Source organism: Mycobacterium sp. (genome assembly GCF_040509115.1).
In the GTDB taxonomy this organism is placed as follows: Bacteria; Actinomycetota; Actinomycetes; order Mycobacteriales; family Mycobacteriaceae; genus Mycobacterium.
Window position 1 is genome coordinate 1 of sequence record NZ_JBEVLO010000191.1, and the last position, 15,944, is coordinate 15,944.

Genomic DNA, 15,944 nt, shown 5'->3' on the forward strand with positions numbered 1-15,944 from the left:
GTCGGCGGACGTCGAGATCTGTGATGGGACTCACCCCTCTGGGCTGTGGATCTGCTGGACCTTGCTGGGCTGGCACTGGGCCGGCACTGGGCTATGTGCTGCCTCAAGGGAAGCACTGACTTACAGATTGAGCAAGCAACGTGCTCTGCCCTGAGCAAGTTGCCCATTGCCGGTGGATTGTGACGTGCGATACTGGGCGACATGGCGAAGCTGGACCGTACCGACGCTCGCATGCTCCTTGCGCTGTGCGACGCCCCGCGTGCCACCGGGGTTCAACTCGCAGCCAAGCTGAGCCTGGCACGAAACACCGTGCAGGCCCGGCTGGCCCGGTGGGACCAGGAGAAGGTGTTGGCACCGATCGACCGCTGCGTATCGCCGCGCGATCTGGGTTATCCGCTCAAGGCGTTCATCACCGCCGTGGTCGACCAGCATCGCCTCGACGACGTCATCGTCGAACTGGAGACCATCGCGCAGATCACGCAGGTCACCGGGCTCTCGGGGGCGGCGGATCTGCTGATCGCCGCCGTCGCCATCGATGCCGACGATCTGTACCGCGTCGTCGGCCTGGTCCTCGCCGTTCCCGGCGTCGAACGCACGACGATGTCGGTGGCGATGCACGAGGTCGTCGCCTACCGGACCCGGCCACTGTTGGAGCAGCTCGCGCGAGGGTAGTGCAGGCACCAGGCGGCTACGCGGGGGGAATGCTTGCCAGCACGATGTCGACGCCCGCCTCGATGACGTCGTCGTCGGGCAGGGTGCCGAACATGACTGACGGACAGGCGATCACGCCGGTGAGCATGGACACCGCCGCGTCGAGCCTGGCCCCGCTAAAGTGTTCACCGAGCATCTCGTACATCTGATGCTGGCCGTCGGTGTTGACCTTGTCCCTGATCCGACGCATCTGTTCGTCCGACGCCCATTCCGCCATCCCGGTCAGCACGCGGTCGAGGCGTAGGTCGGTGATCCCCTGTCGGAACACCTTGAGTTCGGCGATGACGTCGGCACGCAGATCGCCCGTGCGCTCGGTGTGCGGCATGTCGCCCAGCGTCTCGATCGCCATGGCGATCAGGTCGATACGCGCGGGCCAGTGGGTGTAGAGCGTGGTCTTGGAGTAGCCGGCCAATTCGGCCACCCGGGCGTGTGTCACGGCCTCGGATCCCTCGCCGGTCAGCACGGCGAGCGCGGCGCGCGCGACGTCGGCACGGGTGCGCGCCACGCGGGCATCGGTGTCGCTTGCCTTTGCGTCCCGTGGGGGCGTCATACGAGTGTCACCTGCCCCGCCTGTCCAGTCGTCTCGGTGCGCCGACTCCGACAGCAAGTTAGCTGATGAACTTCTAAGTCAGTACTGATCTAAAACGTCACTAATGAACGTTTAGGCCAATAGTGTACTGGGAATCTGCGATCTCGACAGGCGGCGCCGAAGTCCGCCACCCAGCCCACTCGAAGGATCTCCCATGACTGCCATCCTGTTCGGATCGATCAGCACCCTCGCCGACACCTCTGAGCTGCAACGCCGCGCGTTCAACGAGGCATTCGAGGCGCACGGGTTGGACTGGCAGTGGTCGCGCGACGACTACTCCTCGATGCTCGGATCCAACGGCGGCGCCAATCGGATCGACGACTACGCCACCTCCCACGGTGACGACGTCGACGCCGCGGCCGTCCATGCCACCAAGTCGCAAATCTTCCAGGAGCTCCTCGGCGCGACGTCGATCGAACCCCGCCCCGGCGTGGCAGCCACCGTCGAGGCCGCCAAGAAGCACGGCGTCAAACTCGCGTTCGTCACCACCACCTCTCCCGAGAACGTGGCGGCGCTCCTCGCCGCCTTGCAGCCCGCCCTCGGCGCGCAGCCGTTCGACCTCATCGTGGACAGCACATCGGTGGACCAGCCCAAACCCGACCCCGCGGCCTACGCCTACGCGCTGAACCAGCTGGGCGAGCAGGCCGACGGCGTCGTGGCCATCGAGGACAACGTGGGCGGCGTCAGCGCCGCAGCCGCTGCAGGGGTTGCCTGCGTCGCGTTCCCCAACGCCAACACCGCAGGCGGCGACTTCAGCGCCGCCGACGAGACCGTCGATTCCCTCGACGCCGAGCAGATCCTGAAGCACGTGGCGTCCTAGTGCCACCACACCCACGTCAACCGGCAGTCATCAAGGAGAACCCATGAGCAACCTCCAAGCCCGAGTCACGGCCAGCGACAGGGCCTTTCACGTCGAGGGCTACGAGAAGATCGAGTACGACCTGATCTACGTCGACGGCGTCTTCGCGGTCGACAACCCCGAACTCGCGGATGTCTACCGACCGTACGGCCGGGCACTCGTCGTCATCGACCAGACCGTCCACGACCTGTACGGCGATGCCATTCAGACGTACTTCGAGCACCACCGGTTGGCACTGACGGTGCTGCCGGTACAGATTCGCGAGACGGCGAAGTCACTGGAGACCTTCGAGTGGATCGTCGAACAGTTCGACTCCTTCGGACTGGTGCGCACCGAGCCCGTCCTGGTCGTCGGCGGCGGACTGACCACCGACGTGGCCGGTTTCGCGTGTGCCAGTTACCGCCGCAACACCCCCTACGTCCGCATCCCAACGACGCTCATCGGACTGATCGACGCGAGCGTGTCGATCAAGGTTGCGGTCAACCACGGCAAGCACAAGAACCGCCTTGGCGCATACCACGCCTCGCAACGCGTGCTGCTGGACTTCTCCTTCCTGCGGACCCTCCCCGAGGACCAGGTACGCAACGGCATGGCCGAGCTCATCAAGATCGCCGTCGTCGGAAACGCCGAGATCTTCGACCTTCTCGAAGCTCACGGGCCGGAACTGCTGGCCACCCGCTTCGGCCACTTGGACGGAACGCCCGAATTACGCTCGGCTGCCGATCATCTCACCCGGCAAGCCATAGCCACCATGCTCGACCTGGAGGCACCGAACCTGCACGAGATCGACCTGGACCGCGTCATCGCCTTCGGACACACCTGGAGTCCGACCTTGGAACTGACTCCGCCGCAGCCGTTCTTCCATGGTCACGCGATCAACATCGACATGGCGCTGTCCACCACATTGGCCGAGCAACGCGGCCACCTCTCGGTGGCAGATCGAGACCGGGTGTTGGGCGTCATGAGCTCACTGGGACTCGCCCTCGACAGTCACCACCTGACTCCAGAACTTCTGGAGCGGGCCACCGCAGCCATCCTCAAGACCCGTGACGGTCTGCTGAGGGCGGCGGTGCCCGACCCCATCGGTCAGTGCCGCTTCCTCAACGACGTGACGACAGAGGAGCTTTCGGACACCTTGACGCTTCACAAGAAGATCTGCCTGGACTATCCCCGCGTCGGGGACGGTCTCGACATGTTCACCGCCGCGGTGCCGTCATGAGCGAAACCGTCACCCTCAGCGAAAGCCCACTGCCCGCGGCGCGACCGGTCACACCCTCGACCATCCTCGCCGAGGAACTCGGCGAATTGGTCCAGCAGTTCGGCGCGGCGCCCGGTGTCGATCGCACGCTGCTGGATCGGCTCCGCCGGGCCCGTGATCTCGCCGCGGGTCTGGACCCCTACCTCAGCGAATGCACGACGCCGGAGTCGCATGCGCTGGCCGAGTTGGCTCGCCGCACCCGCGAAACGGACTGGAGCGCAGACCGCGCCGCCGGGGTCCGACTCGAACAGGAGATGCTCTCCGGTCACGTCGAGGGCCAGGTCCTGAAGTTTCTGCTACATCTGTCCCGCGCCACCCACGTGCTGGAAATCGGGATGTTCACCGGCTATTCCGCGCTGGCCATGGCAGAGGAACTGTCAGACGATGGCTCGTTGATCGCGTGCGAGATCGATGCCGAAGTCGCCGCATTCGCTCGGCAGAGCCTCGATGCCTCCCCGGCAGGCAAGAGGATCACCATCGAGGTGGGTCCTGCGTTGGACACCTTGCGCCGACTATCGGCGCGACTCGGGCCGACGGGAGACCGGTTCGACTTCGTCTTCATCGACGCAGACAAGCCCGGATACCTCGACTACGTCGACTACCTTCTCGAAAGCAGCCTGCTGGCGCCGCGCGCGGTCATCGCCGTGGACAACACCCTGATGCAGGGTCAGCCCTACGCCGACGGCGAACTCTCCACCAACGGCGCCGCGATCGCGGGGTTCAATGCGGCGCTGACCCTCGACCCCCGCGTCGAACAGGTACTCCTTCCGTTACGGGACGGACTCACCCTGATCCGGCGGGCCACGACGTGACGGCTCTGGTCGACGCCACCGCGCCGACGCGAGCACCCGCTGCGGAGGGCGCCAATTCGTGGCGAACGCTGGCCACCCTTGCCGTTCTCACGCTGACGCTGCCGGTGGACCTCGCGGTGGTCGCCGTCGCGTTCGTCGGCGGATGGTCGAACCCCATGCGCCCCGGCACCACCGGCACACGACGAACGATCCTGATCAACGGCGGCAAGATGACGAAGGCGCTGCAACTCGCGCGATCCTTCCATGCCGCCGGGCACCGCGTGGTCCTCGTCGAATCCGCGAAGTACCGGTTCACGGGTCATCGGTTCTCCCGCGCCGTCGACGCGTTTCACTGCGTGCCAGAGCCCGGCGCACCCGGCTATTCGGAGGCACTTCTCGACGTCGTCCACCGCGAGCGCGTCGACACGTTCGTGCCCGTCTCCAGCCCGGCAGGCGGCGTGCCGGACGCCGATGCCGGAGCTCTGCTGAGGGATGCCTGCGAAGTGCTGCACGTCGACCCCGATACCGCACGCCTCTTGGACGACAAGGCCAGCTTCTCGTCTGCCGCAGCATCGGTGGGTCTTCGGGTTCCCGATCACCGGCGGATCACCGACGCCCAGCAGGTCGTCGACTTCGACTTCCCCGAGGGCCGGACCTACATCCTCAAGCGGATCGCGTACAACCCCGTGGGTCGAATGGACTTGACCCGGCTGTCCCGGGATACCCCGCAGCGCAACAACGCCTTCGCGCGATCGCTACCGATCTCCGACGACGACCCGTGGATACTCCAGGAGTTCATCGAAGGCCAGGAGTATTGCACGCACGGCACCGTCCGCCATGGCAGGCTGCAGGTCTACGGTTGCTGCGAATCATCGGCGTTCCAGATCAACTACGCCGACGTCGACAAACCCGAGATCCGGTGCTGGGTAGAGACGTTCGTCGCCGCATTCGGGCTGACGGGACAGATCTCCTTCGACTTCATCGAAGACACCAACGGCGACGCCTACGCCATCGAATGCAATCCGCGGACCCATTCGGCGGTCACCATGTTCTACGACCACCCGGACCTCGCGGCCGCCTACCTGCAGGACGACCACCCGGTCATCACACCTCACCCGAGCGCACGCCCCACCCACTGGCTCTATCACGAGATGTGGCGCATCCTCACCCAGCCGAACCGGCTACCGAGGCTCGCCGCGGTCACGCGAGGTAAGGACGCGATCTTCTCATGGCGAGATCCGTTGCCGTATCTGATGGTTCATCACTTGCAGATCCCGTCGCTGCTGTTGACGAATCTGCTCAATCGGCGGGGATGGACCCGCATCGACTTCAACATCGGCAAGCTCGTCGAGACCGGGGGCGACTAATGTCGGCGCGCTTGCCAACTTCCGTGCTCCATCTCGTCGGATCACCGGTAGACGAGTTCCACGCGGAACTGTCCCGCCTGTACGCGGCCGCCTGCCTGGACGCCGTCGACGACCTCGGTCGCTACGACGTTGCGGTCGCATACACGTCCCCGGACGGTACGTGGCGGTTTCCAGCCGGTCTCGACGCCGGTTCGCTCTCCGCCGCGGTCGCCATGACCCTGCCCCAGGCCATCGCCCACATCGAGGCCATCGGCGTCGACGTCGTAGTTCCGCACATGTTCTGTCGTCCTGGAATGACCTCTTACCGCGCGCTGTTCGACGTTCTCGGCATTCCGTACGTCGGCAATACGCCGGACGTGATGGCCAACGCCGCCGACAAGTCCAAGGCCAGGGCGATCGTGAAGGACGCCGGAGTGGCCGTACCCGACGGATGGGTCGTGCGGCGCGGCGAACGGTCCCGGCCCGCGTTTCCCGTCGTCGTCAAACCCGTCGACGCCGACAACTCCGCCGGCGTATCACTCGCCCGCGACGCGCGTGAATACGGTGCCGCGCTTGACTCGGCCTTCGAACACGGCGACGCCGCACTGGTCGAGACCTACGTGGAACTGGGTCGCGAAGTGCGCTGCGGCATCATCGTCCGCGGCGGCGAACTGGTGTGCCTGCCCCTGGAGGAGTACGCCGTGGATCCGGTGACCAAACCCATCCGCGGCCGTGACGACAAGCTGTCGCGAACCGACTCCGGGGACCTGTTCCTGGTTGCCAAGGAACCGTCGCGGGCATGGATCGTCGCCGAGGACGACCCCATCACCGCGCCCGTCTGGGCCGCCGCCCGACGCTGTCACGAGGCCCTGGGCTGCCGGCACTACAGCCTGTTCGACTTCCGCATCGACCCCGACGGGCAGCCCTGGTTCCTGGAGGCCGGCCCCTACTGCTCCTTCGCCCCCACCAGTGTGATCGCCGTGATGGCCGCGGCGGCGGGCATCGACGTGCGCGATCTGTTCGCCGCGGCGCTCGGGGAACTCGAACTCCAAGGGACACCGTGCAATTCACTCCGCTGACCCCGTTGGGAGCCGTCGTGACCGGCCTGCGGGTCGATTCGCTCGGCGACGTTCAGGTCGGCGAACTACGTGGGTTGCTCGCTCGCCACGGCGTCGTCATCCTCCCCGGACAGGACGTCGACGACGCGGCGTTCATGCGCTTCCTCCGCAGCTTCGGGGAACTGCAGTTCACCGAGGGAGAGACACCCGTTCCCGGCTGCCCCGACCTCAACCTCATCACCAACGTCGGCCGAAAGGCTCCCCCGCGGTCGACGTTTCACACCGATACCAGCTATGTCCGAATTCCTCCGGCATACACCGCGTTGCGGGCGGTCGAGGTGCCCGCCGAGGGCGGCCACACCCTGTTCAGCAATCAGTACCTCGCCTATGAAACCCTGCCGCCCGAGCTTCGGCGCCAACTCGACGGTCGCACCATCACCCACGTCGTCACGGGTCTGGAGCTCGACGACACGCACGAAACGTCGGCCGAGCACCCGATCTTCCGCGAGCATCCGGTGTCAGGGCGCACGGCGCTGTTCCTGTCCTCCCCCACCCGCTGCGCGAAGGTGAGCGGCATGCCCCAGGAACTCGCCGCGCACACCGTTTCCCTGCTCTTCGAGCACTCCACGGCGGCGCCCAACGTGTACCGGCACCGCTGGTCGGCGGGCGATGTCGTGATGTGGGACAACCGATGCGTGTTGCACCGCGCCGACCACAGCGGCGTGGTCGGCGACCGTGTCATGCACCGAGGCATGGTGGCCGACGGCAGTGTCCGGTCAAGCTGATGGCTGTCGAAATCGGCGTTCCACTTCGGGTTCGCCCCCAATTTTCGGGGTATGAGTCCCGAGAACGGCAGGGAAGCAGCCTCGGCCGTCCGCTCCGGTCCTACACCGGACGCCGATCGACCGTCCGTCGCCATGGAGACTTCATGCCGTTCTCACGCCGCGTCGCCGACGCCGCCCGCGTCACCGCTTCCGTCGCCTCGCCTGCACTACGACGCATCGTCGTCGTGGTACCCGCCCACGACGAGCGTGAACGCCTTCCGGACTGTCTGAACAGTCTCGCCGTGGCGGCGAACCGGGTAACGGTCCCCGTCCAAGTGGCCGTCGTACTCGACGACTGTACCGATGGCACGGCCGAGATCGTGCCTGCTGCGGTTTCGGCCCTGACCATCTCGGCACGCAACGTCGGCGCGGCGCGCGGGGCCGGCTTCCGCGCCTTCGCCCGCGGTACGGGTGCCGAGACGTGGCTGGCCACCACGGACGCCGATTCCATGGTGCCGCCGACCTGGCTGACCAATCACGTCGACCATTTCCACATGGGCGCCGAAGCAGTAGTCGGCACCGTCAGCGTGCAATGGCGAGAGCACTCGCGGGTAACCCAGCACCGCTACGACACTCGGTACCGCATGGTCGGTGCCGCTGGCGTCGGGCATGGTCACGTCCACGGTGCCAACTTCGGCGTGCGCGCCGACAAGTACTGGCAGATCGGTGGATTCGGGCCACTTCGCCTCGGTGAGGACGTCGACCTCGCGCAGCGCCTGGTTCGCTCGGACGTGCAGATTGCCTGGGACACCGATCATCCCGTACGCACGTCCGATCGACGACAGTCCCGTGCTCCCGGAGGCTTCGGCGACTACGTGCGCGGGATCGCCGAGGACCAGGTCGCCCTTTGATGAATTGTCGCGATGGGAGAACATGAAGCGATGACGACGGTCACCGATGACGAACGCGTGGTGCTGGTCGACGAGAGCGGAGGGCCAATAGGCACCGCCGCCAAGGCGAACGTGCACCACGATGCCACGCCGCTGCATCTCGGCTTCTCCTGCTATCTGTTCGATTCGCGGGGGCGCGTCCTGCTGACCCGGCGCGCACTCGGCAAGGTGACGTGGCCCGGGGTGTGGACCAATTCGTTCTGCGGCCATCCCGCCCCTGGAGAACAGCTCCTCGACGCAGTCCGGCGGCGGGCCCGACGAGAGCTCGGGGTCGGGATCGACGAGGCAGCATGCGTGCTTCCCGACTTTCGCTACCGTGCCACCGCAGCCGACGGCACCGTCGAGAACGAGATCTGCCCAGTCTTCTGTGCACGCGCCGATTCCGCGCTTACGGTCGCTCCCGACGAGGTGATGGACACCCGCTGGGTGACGTGGCAGGAGCTGAGCGCGGCGGCCCGCCTGCCGTGGTCGATCAGTCCCTGGGCGGTGACCCAGATTCCGCTTCTCGAAGCGCGCGGAGTCACGAACTGGGTCTGAACGTTCAGAGCCTGCCGGTGCCGTTGCGGAGTGCGAACACCCTCTCCGCGTAGACGAGGTCATCGCGCCAGAGCCGGGTTGCGGCATGCTTCATCAGGGGGGTGATCATCGGCGCACCACGGAGCGCATGGGCGAACCCGGGCCGATCGGAGTGGGCGATCACCGCCTCCAGCACCGCCGTCCTCGGCCGACCGTCGAGGCCAGGGCCCAACGGGGTGGCGTGGGTCTCCACCACGCTGCCGGTTCCCTCGCCGTCGACGATGCGCATCAGAATCGTGCGGGGCTCCGGGCTGATGAACTCCGCCACCACGGGGACGCCGACGCGCCCGATCCGGAACGTGACCGCGACGAGGAAGCGGTCCAGTTCCTCGGGCACGGGAACGAAATCCCCGTCGCTTCGCTCGCCCGAATCTGATCCCCCGTCGCTTCGCTCGCCCGAAGGCGAGCTGATGACTTCCAACCGGGCGAACGAGTACGGGTGAAACCACGACCCGTGCCACGGATCCATCCTGTTGGCGATGACGTCGCTCGGCTCGCAAATGCCGGTGAGGCGTGCGACGGCCTGCAGTTGCGCGCCGTCGGGCCGTCCGACGATCACGGGGCGTTCGAGTGGCACCTCTGCGCCGACAGCGTCCAACCGCACCCACGCGATGACGCCGTCGTCATGGGCGGGGAACGTGCGCCAGCCCGGTCGGCCCGCGCAGGTCAGCCGCAGCCCGTGCCATCGGCAGACCAGCGCACCGTCGTCGACGATGGCGGTGGAGAGGTCCGCGCCCAGATGCGGACAGGCGCCCGGCCCGACGTGAAGCTCGCCGTCCTGCCCGCGCCACGCGACCAGTTCGATTCCGGCAACGGTGATCCCCACCGGTCGTTCGCCGATGCTCGCCGCCGCGGCGAACGCGTACCAGTTGCCGCTGGCCCTGGCTTGCGACCGCGCCAGTGCTGACCCAATCACCGCAGCCGACGCCTCTCGGTGGGTGGGGCGCTGGGCGGCCCACTTCGCGCGCGGAAGCAGTTGAAACGGAACGACCTTCGTCACCCTGTTTCTCACCTCGGTGAGTCGATTCATCCGAGTACCCGCCTTCCATCGCGGGCCAGCCGTCGCGGCGCCGCCGCCGGACGGCCCCCGCGCGACGCCCGGTCTGGGACGCGAAGTCGTTCCGTCATCGGGGTGCATCCGCGAGAAAGGTGTGTACGACGCCGCGCTGCCAGCCGGGTACCGTCTCGCTGCGCACGTTCGTGAATCCGTTGCCACGCAGACGTTCCCGGAAGCCCGAGGCACCGTCGAACTGGTTCACGCTGCGCCGCAGGTACGTGTAGAGCGAGGCGTCACCGGTGCGGAGCCGGCCTGCGGGGATGATCACGGTCGTGCACACCGCGTTCCACACCGCGGTCGCCAACCGCGAATCCCGGACGGAGTACTCGTGCACGGCGAGCCGGCCGCCTGGACGCAGCATGTCGCGGAAGGCCCGCAGCTGCGCGTCCCGGTCAGCGAGATTCCGAATGAGATACGCGGCCAGGATCCCGTCGAACTGTCCGCCGACGTCCGCATCGTCGAGCTGCTCGATCCGACTGTGCACGAAGCGCACCGATGCGGGCCACTTCTTGGCCCTTGCCTCGGCCAACATGCCGAAAGACCCGTCGACGCCAATGATCTCGGCCTGGGGCGCGGCGGCCAGCAGGGCGGCCGTCGATGCCCCGGTGCCGCACCCGGCGTCCAGCAGTCGCAATCCTCGGCCACCGTCTGGCAGTTGCATCCGTTGCGCGGAGAGCCTCAAGTGGTCGTGATAGCCGGGGTTCGCTCCGACCAGGCGGTCGTATGCGGGCGCTCCGGCGTCGAATGCCGACGGCACGTTGGCGGGTGTCACGTCGTCCGGACGGCTCACGATTCATCCGCCTGATCTGCCTTGGGCCGCTGACGTTCCCACAGCAGGAGGACTGCGGTCACCATCGCCCACCCGAACAGGAAGTCCTCGACGGGGATGTCGAAGGGGAAGCGCACGCCGATCGTGTGGTCGTCGTCGTACAGCACGATCGGTGCGCTGAGTTTGGTGAGCCAGCCATCCACCACGATCTGGAACGCGAGCACGATGCCCATCGAAATCCAGTAGCCGGGTTTGCGGAGCAGACCGGTGTGCAGGATCCCGAACTCCCACGCACACACCAGGATGACCGCGATCACGGCCGGAACGGTGTAACCGATGCCGGTCATCGGCGCCGCGCCTTCCGATCGTCCTTGCGGCGCAGCCTCGCCAGCGTGGCGTTCACCGCCGAGTACGTCAGCAGCCCGCAGAGCGGTATCACCAGGAAGAACAGCAGTTCCTCGAGCGGTATCGCGAACGGCAGGTGGATGCCCGTGACGTACGTCGGGTTGTACGTCCACACCCCACCCGCAATGGCCAGCGCGTCCCACACGACGAAGACGATGGCCACCGGAAGGATGGCGCGCGCCGCTCTGCTCGCCTGCCGGTAGACACCGGTACCGAAGAACTCCAGCGGGGCGGTGACGAGCAGACATGCCGCGAGCACGATCAGATACTCCCAATGGCCCATGGATCAATTCTCGTCCGTCCCGGGGGCCTTTTGAAGCCTGGCGCGCCACGCCTTCACCAATCCCGTGCCCGCCACCCGCACTCGACGCGCCGTGCCCACGGTCGCGCGCTGATCGAAGACGGCGAAGTCAATCTCCTCGATCCGTTCCAAGATCTCCGAATACAGCGTCAGCGCCGCCTCCACGCAGGGCCGCGACCGCGGGTCCAGGCGCGCGATGCCGTGTTGCGCGCGGGCATAGACCTCGCGGGTGACGGCGTGCTGGTCGGTCAGCGCCGCCCGCACCCGCGGGTCCGTGCGCCGGTTGTCGTGACACCACGTCAGAAGATCGCGGTCGACGCCGTGGGCGGCGAGCTCGTCGGCGGGGAGGTAGACCCGGCCGCGTTGCAGGTCTTCGTCGACGTCGCGCAGGAAGTTGGTGAGCTGGAATGCCTTTCCCAGTGCGGCCGCATAGGGGGCCGCCTCCTCCGGCGGGCCCACCGTGCCCAGAACGGGCAACAGTTGCAACCCGATGACCTCTGCCGAGCCATACATGTACCGGTCCAAGGCTGCCCGGTCGGGATAGTCGGTGACGGTCAGGTCCATCTGCATGGAGGCCAGGAAGTCGTCGAACAGCTGCCACGAGATGCCGTAGGCGCGGGCGGTGTGCACCACGGCGACGAGCACCGGGTCGTCGTCGGCGTTGGTCGTGCCGTTGGTCATTCGGTCGAACAGTCGGGTGGCGAGGTCCTGCAGGCGAACGGCCCGTTGGGCGGTGCTCAGGGCCGGGTCGAAGTCGTCGAGGATGTCGTCGGCCCGGCGGGCGAACCCATAGAGGGCGTGTACCGCTGGGCGTTGGCAGGGTGCCAGCAGCCTGGTAGCCAGGAAGAACGTGCGGCCGTGTTCGGCGTTGATCCGTCGGCAGCGGCGGTAGGCGTCACGCACGGCCGCCTCGTGCACGCCCGCTGCGTCGAGCTCGTTCACGACGCCACCCCGCGTAGTCCTGGCCGCCTGGCCTCCGCGCCGGTGATCCGGTCGGCAGCCAGTCGACCGGAGATCATCGTGGTCGGGACGCCGACGCCGGGTACCGTCGACGATCCCGCGAGCACGACGTTGTCGATGCCCCGGATCGTGTTGGCGGGGCGGAAGGGCCCGGTCTGAGCGAAGTTGTGCGCCAAGGCGAACGGGGTGCCTGCTGCCATGCCCTGGGCCTGCCAGTCGGCGGGCGTGTCGACCCGCAGGATCTCGGCGTCCTCACCGATCCCGGGTAGCCGGGCCTGAACGACGTCCAGCATCCGGCGGACGTAGTCATCGCCGCTGACCGCCCAATCAACCTTGCCCACGGCGGTGTTGGGGGCCGGAGCCAGGACGTAGAGCAGGTCGCGCCCGGCGGGGGCCAGACCGGGGTCGCTGGCCGTCGGCCGGGTTACCAGCAGGGACGGATCGGACATCGTGCGTCCATCGTCGATGATGTCGCGGAACGTCTGCTTCCACGCGTCGCCGAAGACGATGTTGTGGTGGGCGCCGAGATGAGCGCTGCGATCAGCCCCGTGATGGGCGCTGGGATCCCCGACGGCACGGCAGCCGACGTGTGCCACCACCGCCGACGGCGCTGCCCGCAGCGGCACCACCCGCCGCGGTGTCCGGCCCAGCAGACGGTAGGTGTCTGGGAGTTCGGTGGTGAGGACCACCGCGTCGGCGCCGAATGTCTGGCCGGAGTCCGTTCGGACGGCACTGACCCTTCCGCCGTTGGCCTCCAGTCCGGAAACCGTTGTCTGGTAGACGAATTCGACGCCTGCGTCGACTGCCGCGGCCGCCATCGCGTCGGGCAGGGCCCGCATTCCGCCGCGCGGAAAGTAGACCCCGGAGATGGTGTCCATGTAAGCGATGACGGCGTAGACCGCCAGCGCCCGTTGCGGAGGTACGCCCGCGTAGAGCGCCTGAAAGGTGAACACCCGGAGCAGTCGCTCGTCGGCCACGAAGCGGCGCACCACGCGGTCCCATCGCCGGAATCCGCCGATCGCGGCCAGCCGGGCGAGTTGTGGGGTCAGCAGTGCGAGCGGGGAGTCGAAGTTGGCCGCGATGAAGCCGTCGAACTCGACCTCGTAGAGCCGGGTCAGCCAGGCCCGCAACCGTCGGTAGCCGTCGGCCTGGGCTCTGCCCGCCAAGCGCTCGACCTCGGCTGCCATCGCCTCGGCGTCGGCATGGACGTCCATGGCACTTCCGTCGGCGAACGAAGCGCGGTAGGCAGGCGCAACGGGAAGGACCTCTAGGCGATCGGCCATGGTTTCGCCGACCGCAGCGAACGCCTCGTCGATCAGGTCGGGCATGGTCAGCACGGTGGGGCCGGTGTCGAGCAGGTATCCCCCGATGTCGGCGCGACCGACGCGCCCCCCGGGGTGGGCGCCGCGCTCCAAGACCGTCACCTTCCTGCCGCGCCCCGCCAGGTGCAGCGCGGCGGACAGTCCGGAGAGGCCAGCGCCCACGACGACGACGTGATCGGTACGACCGCCCACGGTGCGGATGCTCACCTAAGTTCCCACTCTCGACCGTCCTGACCTCGGCGCGTCGCGCCACGGCCTGGCGAAGCCGCGGACGGTGCCGCGTCGCGCCACTTCGGACTTACCCTCATTGCGGCATTTCACTCACCGTTGCTCGATCGACTGTCGGGGCCCCAGGCCTTGGCGACCCGCCGCTGGGCGCTCATCACCAGCGGGTCGTACTGCAGGTGACGCAGCGGCGAGGGCGATCGGGACAACTCGACGAGATCGTCGAGGATCTGCTGGGCGACCACGCGCAGCTTGAGGTTGTGCCGCTGGGAATGTTCCTTCAGCACAGCGAACGCCCGATCTGCGTCGAGTCCGTAGATGAACATGAGCATGCCCTTGGCCTGTTCGATGACGGCCCGATTGGCCCGGAATTCGGCAACGGCGGCGGAAACGCGCTCGTCGAGGCCGTCTTCGGTCGCCTTGTCGCGTGTGGAGGCAAGGAGGGGACGCTCTTCCTGGGTGCTCACGCTCATCTCCGCTCCTCTGCGCGCGATTGCCGGGCGCCGACGCGTGCTACTCGACGTCGGCTGGGCTTTCTGAACGACTCGTAGTGTTCTGGACGAATAGTTCAATAGTTCGCGAAGTCGGCGACCACGTCAAGTGCGGCGCTCGGGCGGCTTCGAGACCGCGGGTGAGCCGGGATCGGCCTTACCACCACCCTCGGGGCCACCATCCTCGGGTTGGAACTCCGCAGACCCATCGTCTTCCTCGGCCTTGAGATGTTCTTCGGCACGCCTGTTGGTGTTCGACACGTTCGCTCCTTTCACGGGGGCACCTCATGGGTACCCATTCGCGAAACCGAACCTGCGCTGGCCCGCCACGTGAAGGTCCGGGGTGCGTGCACGAGACGCGGGAGGCCACGCGGGCAGCGGCGAGCGGGTGGGCGTGCCGGCCACGCTGCGGATATGTCAGCAGGCGTTCTCACCCGCCGGCGAATTGCGCGCTGGTAGCGACGGCCGCGGGTCGGAGGTGCCTAGCCGCGCAGGGTATCCGACGGTGACTCTCCGAAGCGTTCCTTGTACTGCTGCGCAAACCGGCCCAGGTGGAAGAACCCCCACCGGGTGGCGACCTCGGTGACGCGCAGTTCGGGATCGTGGCGGGAGACCAGTTCGTCGTGGACGTGCTCGAGCCGCACCTTGCGAACGTAGGACATCGGCGACATGCCGAAGCAGCGCTGAAACGATGCGTGCAGGGTGCGCACGCTGACGTTGCCCGCCCGCGCCAGCTCGGCGGGCGTCAGGGGTTCGTCGGCGTTCATCTCGATGAAGTCCACGACGGGCTTGAGGCGGCCCAACTTGACCTGGCCCGGCTCGGCGAGCATGTCGTCGCGGTACGGATGACTGCCAGCCACCAGGAGCTGGCTCATGATGAACGACTCCAATTGATCACGCGCCAAGGGCATGTCGGCGATCCCGCCGGGTCGGTCGAGTTCCTGTAAGAAGAACTCGACCGAGGCCAACAGGCTCGCGCCCGCAGGTGTCGAGAGGTCCAGTCCGAAGTCGAAGTCGATCGCCGACTGCACGGGCGCCCCGAGCAGTTCGGTCAGGTGGGACTCCAAGCTCCGGCGCGGCACCTTCAGGATGATCTGCCCGGCACCGGGCTCCCAGTTCACGATGTTGGTCTGCTCGGGATGCAGGATGACCCCGCGGCGCCGCGCTTCGGTCGTGGCCCGGCCGCCATCCGTCCGGGTCGCATGGGTCACGCCCTCAACCGTGAGATTGACGTGATAGCAGTCCTCCGTCGGGGGCATCTCCAGGGTCGCTTGCGCCCCGTAGGTCAAGAACCCCGCAGTGAACATGCGCTGCTCGACCGCGTTCATCGCCACGTCGAGATCGTCGGGTCGATCGGTGTGCAGCCGGTGGTCGAGATAAACCTCGCTCACGACGTCGCGGGCCTCCTCCAAGCTGCTGGTCCGCAGCACGGGATGCCCGTTCAGGGGTTGCGATTCCTCGTTCATCAGATCGTTCCTTCTGACCATCATGACCTGAGTCGGCACCCGGTCG

19 protein-coding genes are annotated in these 15,944 nt (G+C 67.2%); 9 read left to right on the plus strand and 10 right to left on the minus strand.

Translation table 11 applies throughout. From position 1 onward, the window contains the following. Nucleotides 1-201 precede the first annotated feature (201 nt). Nucleotides 202-672, plus strand: coding sequence for an Lrp/AsnC family transcriptional regulator (locus tag ABW137_RS13490; protein WP_526400669.1), 471 nt, complete (start codon nt 202-204; stop codon nt 670-672). Nucleotides 673-688: 16 nt separating this feature from the next. Here ABW137_RS13490 and ABW137_RS13495 read toward each other — a convergent pair whose 3' ends face one another. Continuing rightward, nucleotides 689-1,261 carry a TetR/AcrR family transcriptional regulator gene (locus ABW137_RS13495; RefSeq protein ID WP_526400671.1) on the minus strand — a complete coding sequence of 191 codons (573 nt, stop codon included), beginning with the start codon at nt 1,259-1,261 and terminating at the stop codon, nt 689-691. A gap of 193 nt (nt 1,262-1,454) precedes the next feature. Between ABW137_RS13495 and ABW137_RS13500 the strand changes: the two genes are divergently transcribed. The 8 genes from ABW137_RS13500 to idi all read left to right on the plus strand — a co-directional run bounded on the left by ABW137_RS13500 (nt 1,455) and on the right by idi (nt 8,863). Next, nucleotides 1,455-2,120 (plus strand): HAD-IA family hydrolase, encoded by a 666-nt coding sequence (locus tag ABW137_RS13500; RefSeq protein ID WP_526400673.1) that lies wholly within the window; start codon nt 1,455-1,457, stop codon nt 2,118-2,120. 43 nt (nt 2,121-2,163) lie between these two features. Beyond that, complete coding sequence (locus ABW137_RS13505; RefSeq protein WP_526400675.1) at nt 2,164-3,378, plus strand: sedoheptulose 7-phosphate cyclase; 1,215 nt, start codon at nt 2,164-2,166, stop codon at nt 3,376-3,378. Then, nucleotides 3,375-4,229, plus strand: coding sequence for an O-methyltransferase (locus ABW137_RS13510; RefSeq protein WP_526400677.1), 855 nt, complete (start codon nt 3,375-3,377; stop codon nt 4,227-4,229). The genes ABW137_RS13505 and ABW137_RS13510 overlap by 4 nt, the downstream gene beginning before the upstream one ends. Beyond that, nucleotides 4,226-5,575 carry an ATP-grasp enzyme gene (locus ABW137_RS13515; RefSeq protein ID WP_526400679.1) on the plus strand — a complete coding sequence of 450 codons (1,350 nt, stop codon included), beginning with the start codon at nt 4,226-4,228 and terminating at the stop codon, nt 5,573-5,575. The genes ABW137_RS13510 and ABW137_RS13515 overlap by 4 nt, the downstream gene beginning before the upstream one ends. Before the next feature lie 11 nt (nt 5,576-5,586). Next, nucleotides 5,587-6,633 carry a D-alanine--D-alanine ligase family protein gene (locus tag ABW137_RS13520; protein ID WP_526400681.1) on the plus strand — a complete coding sequence of 349 codons (1,047 nt, stop codon included), beginning with the start codon at nt 5,587-5,589 and terminating at the stop codon, nt 6,631-6,633. Nucleotides 6,634-6,650: 17 nt separating this feature from the next. After that, complete coding sequence (locus ABW137_RS13525) at nt 6,651-7,397, plus strand: TauD/TfdA dioxygenase family protein (protein ID WP_526400683.1); 747 nt, start codon at nt 6,651-6,653, stop codon at nt 7,395-7,397. Nucleotides 7,398-7,540: 143 nt separating this feature from the next. After that, complete coding sequence (locus tag ABW137_RS13530; protein ID WP_526400685.1) at nt 7,541-8,287, plus strand: glycosyltransferase family 2 protein; 747 nt, start codon at nt 7,541-7,543, stop codon at nt 8,285-8,287. 30 nt (nt 8,288-8,317) lie between these two features. Then, a complete protein-coding gene (idi, locus tag ABW137_RS13535; RefSeq protein ID WP_526400687.1) occupies nt 8,318-8,863 on the plus strand; it encodes an isopentenyl-diphosphate Delta-isomerase in 546 nt (181 codons plus the stop codon). 4 nt (nt 8,864-8,867) lie between these two features. Here the strand turns inward: idi and ABW137_RS13540 are convergent, their stop codons facing one another. From ABW137_RS13540 to ABW137_RS13580, 9 genes are all read right to left on the minus strand, one after another. Then, nucleotides 8,868-9,932 (minus strand): DUF5914 domain-containing protein, encoded by a 1,065-nt coding sequence (locus tag ABW137_RS13540; protein ID WP_526400689.1) that lies wholly within the window; start codon nt 9,930-9,932, stop codon nt 8,868-8,870. A 94-nt stretch (nt 9,933-10,026) separates the two neighbouring features. Beyond that, on the minus strand, nt 10,027-10,749 hold the full coding sequence (locus ABW137_RS13545; RefSeq protein WP_526400691.1) for a class I SAM-dependent methyltransferase: 723 nt from the start codon (nt 10,747-10,749) through the stop codon (nt 10,027-10,029). After that, a complete protein-coding gene (locus ABW137_RS13550; protein ID WP_526400693.1) occupies nt 10,746-11,075 on the minus strand; it encodes a lycopene cyclase domain-containing protein in 330 nt (109 codons plus the stop codon). Before ABW137_RS13550 ends, ABW137_RS13545 begins: the two co-directional genes overlap by 4 nt. Continuing rightward, nucleotides 11,072-11,416, minus strand: coding sequence for a lycopene cyclase domain-containing protein (locus ABW137_RS13555; protein ID WP_526400695.1), 345 nt, complete (start codon nt 11,414-11,416; stop codon nt 11,072-11,074). The genes ABW137_RS13550 and ABW137_RS13555 overlap by 4 nt, the downstream gene beginning before the upstream one ends. 3 nt (nt 11,417-11,419) lie before the next feature. After that, nucleotides 11,420-12,376, minus strand: a complete 957-nt coding sequence (locus ABW137_RS13560; protein ID WP_526400697.1) for a phytoene/squalene synthase family protein — start codon at nt 12,374-12,376, stop codon at nt 11,420-11,422. Next, a complete protein-coding gene (gene crtI / locus ABW137_RS13565; RefSeq protein ID WP_526400704.1) occupies nt 12,373-13,917 on the minus strand; it encodes a phytoene desaturase family protein in 1,545 nt (514 codons plus the stop codon). The genes ABW137_RS13560 and crtI overlap by 4 nt, the downstream gene beginning before the upstream one ends. A gap of 116 nt (nt 13,918-14,033) precedes the next feature. Then, nucleotides 14,034-14,414 carry an ANTAR domain-containing protein gene (locus ABW137_RS13570; protein ID WP_526400699.1) on the minus strand — a complete coding sequence of 127 codons (381 nt, stop codon included), beginning with the start codon at nt 14,412-14,414 and terminating at the stop codon, nt 14,034-14,036. Between the two features lie 123 nt (nt 14,415-14,537). Next, nucleotides 14,538-14,693 (minus strand): hypothetical protein, encoded by a 156-nt coding sequence (locus ABW137_RS13575; protein ID WP_526400701.1) that lies wholly within the window; start codon nt 14,691-14,693, stop codon nt 14,538-14,540. 221 nt (nt 14,694-14,914) lie between these two features. Further along, nucleotides 14,915-15,944: helix-turn-helix transcriptional regulator (locus tag ABW137_RS13580; RefSeq protein ID WP_526400702.1), on the minus strand; the 1,030-nt coding region annotated here is incomplete at its 5' end.